This window comes from Collinsella sp. 4_8_47FAA (genome assembly GCF_000763055.1).
Taxonomy (GTDB): Bacteria; Actinomycetota; Coriobacteriia; order Coriobacteriales; family Coriobacteriaceae; genus Collinsella.
On sequence record NZ_KN214140.1, the window covers coordinates 3135 to 4600 of the forward strand.

Annotated in this window: 3 protein-coding genes; 1 reads left to right on the forward strand and 2 read right to left on the reverse strand. The window is 57.6% G+C overall.

The genetic code is table 11. The annotated features are described in order from the left end of the window. On the forward strand, positions 1 to 456 hold a 456-nt coding region (locus HMPREF9463_RS10020), incomplete at its 5' end, for a hypothetical protein (RefSeq protein WP_232219800.1). A gap of 54 nt (positions 457 to 510) precedes the next feature. Here the strand turns inward: HMPREF9463_RS10020 and HMPREF9463_RS10025 are convergent. Together HMPREF9463_RS10025 and HMPREF9463_RS10030 are read right to left on the reverse strand one after the other, a co-directional pair. Next, positions 511 to 741, reverse strand: coding sequence for a type II toxin-antitoxin system RelE family toxin (locus tag HMPREF9463_RS10025; protein ID WP_232219801.1), 231 nt, complete (start codon positions 739 to 741; stop codon positions 511 to 513). A gap of 25 nt (positions 742 to 766) precedes the next feature. Further along, complete coding sequence (locus tag HMPREF9463_RS10030; protein ID WP_084591886.1) at positions 767 to 1003, reverse strand: type II toxin-antitoxin system RelB family antitoxin; 237 nt, start codon at positions 1001 to 1003, stop codon at positions 767 to 769. Positions 1004 to 1466 lie beyond the last annotated feature (463 nt).

Here is a 1466-nt window from a genome sequence, read left to right on the forward strand (position 1 = left end):
CCCGAACGGAACACGACCGCGATGTTCTACAACATCGAGCAGACGCGCCCCTGGGCGAAAAAGGACGTCGAGGCGGTCAACCGCCGCCGCCGCGCCGACGCCAAGGCGAAGCGCGAGGCCGATGAGTGCGGGCGCATCGAGGGCGCCGCCCGCGCGGAACAGCATCGCAAAGACCTTCTCGATTGTTGGGGGGCTCACATCGACGAGGAAACCTTGCAGGAGGGCCGCCGCGACCACACCGCCTACCAGTGGTGCGATCTCGGCTTCGTTCCGATTGCCGAGGCTCGGTGGCGGCTTACCCGATACGGAGGCAATTCCGCATGGTATTACTGCTCTCCCTGGGATGTGCGCTATGACCCAGACCGCGCCAAGGAGCTGCTGGAGACGGGGCCGCGTGAGTACGACAGGCTGCCCGACGGTCGTCCGTACGATGGGCGTCCGTGGTGGCAAGCGTAAAAAAAACGGGGATGGTCAAAAACCCTCCCCGTTTCGTTAGCGGTGTCGACCCGCCTACCTGCGAGTCCTGTAGACCTTGCTTCGGTGGTCAACATCGACAACAAGGATGACGAGAACATCGTCCTCGATATCGGCGACTATCCGATAGTCACCGACCCTATAGCGCCAGAGACCTGACTTGTTCTCGGTCAATCCCTTTCCCATGCTTCTCGGGTCTTCGAGCTGTGAAATCTCATGAAGTTTCGCCACGATCCTCCTGGCGATCTGCTTGTCCAGCTTCTTCATCGAACGCTGGACGTCCTTGTCGATCTCAATCCGCCAAGCCAAGGCTTTCCTCCAGCTCGTCGAGCGTCACGGTCTCAAGCCTGCCGGCCCGGTAATCCTCGACCTTCTTCAATAGGCCGTATTCGTACTCAAGCCTGTCAATCTCGGCAGCGAGTGCTTCTGTCATGTAGAAAGTCTTCGTGCGTCCCGTTGATTTCGCCAAACGGTCGTACCTGATTGCCAAGTCCTCGGGCATTCTCAATGCCGCGGTAGCAGTTGCCACGGTGCACCTCCCAATCATCTGTATAACACGTTATACATTCTAGCACACCATTCGCCGTATAGGTGTAAAACACGTTATACAGATGGCCGCAGGGGTGTACAATAAATATATTGATAATATACGTCCTGTAAAGGCGTAGCCTTACCCCTCGGGGGCGGGCCATGATCGCGGGTTTCGCAGCCCAATTTTTTTGCCGCAGGGGTGTAAAATAACTGTATTGATAATATACGTCCTGTAAAGGCGTAGCTTTACCCCTCGGGGGCGGCTGGTATGGATGGTGGTGTTCAGTGGCAGATCGCAAGAAGAAACCCGGGCATGATGACGCCTGGTGGGCAGCCCAGCGCCATGCCTACATAGAGAAGAACGACATCCTTCTGTCCGACTATCCGTCCTGGGAATGGGTCAGCCCGTACGACTTCTGGCGGACTATCTTCCCCGATGGCTTCCTGCAGCCCCGCGGTGA

Excerpts from the sequence above, each read along its gene's own strand:
- HMPREF9463_RS10025 (WP_232219801.1), bottom strand. The coding sequence starts at position 741 with ATGAAGAAGCTGGACAAGCAGATCGCCAGGAGGATCGTGGCGAAACTT.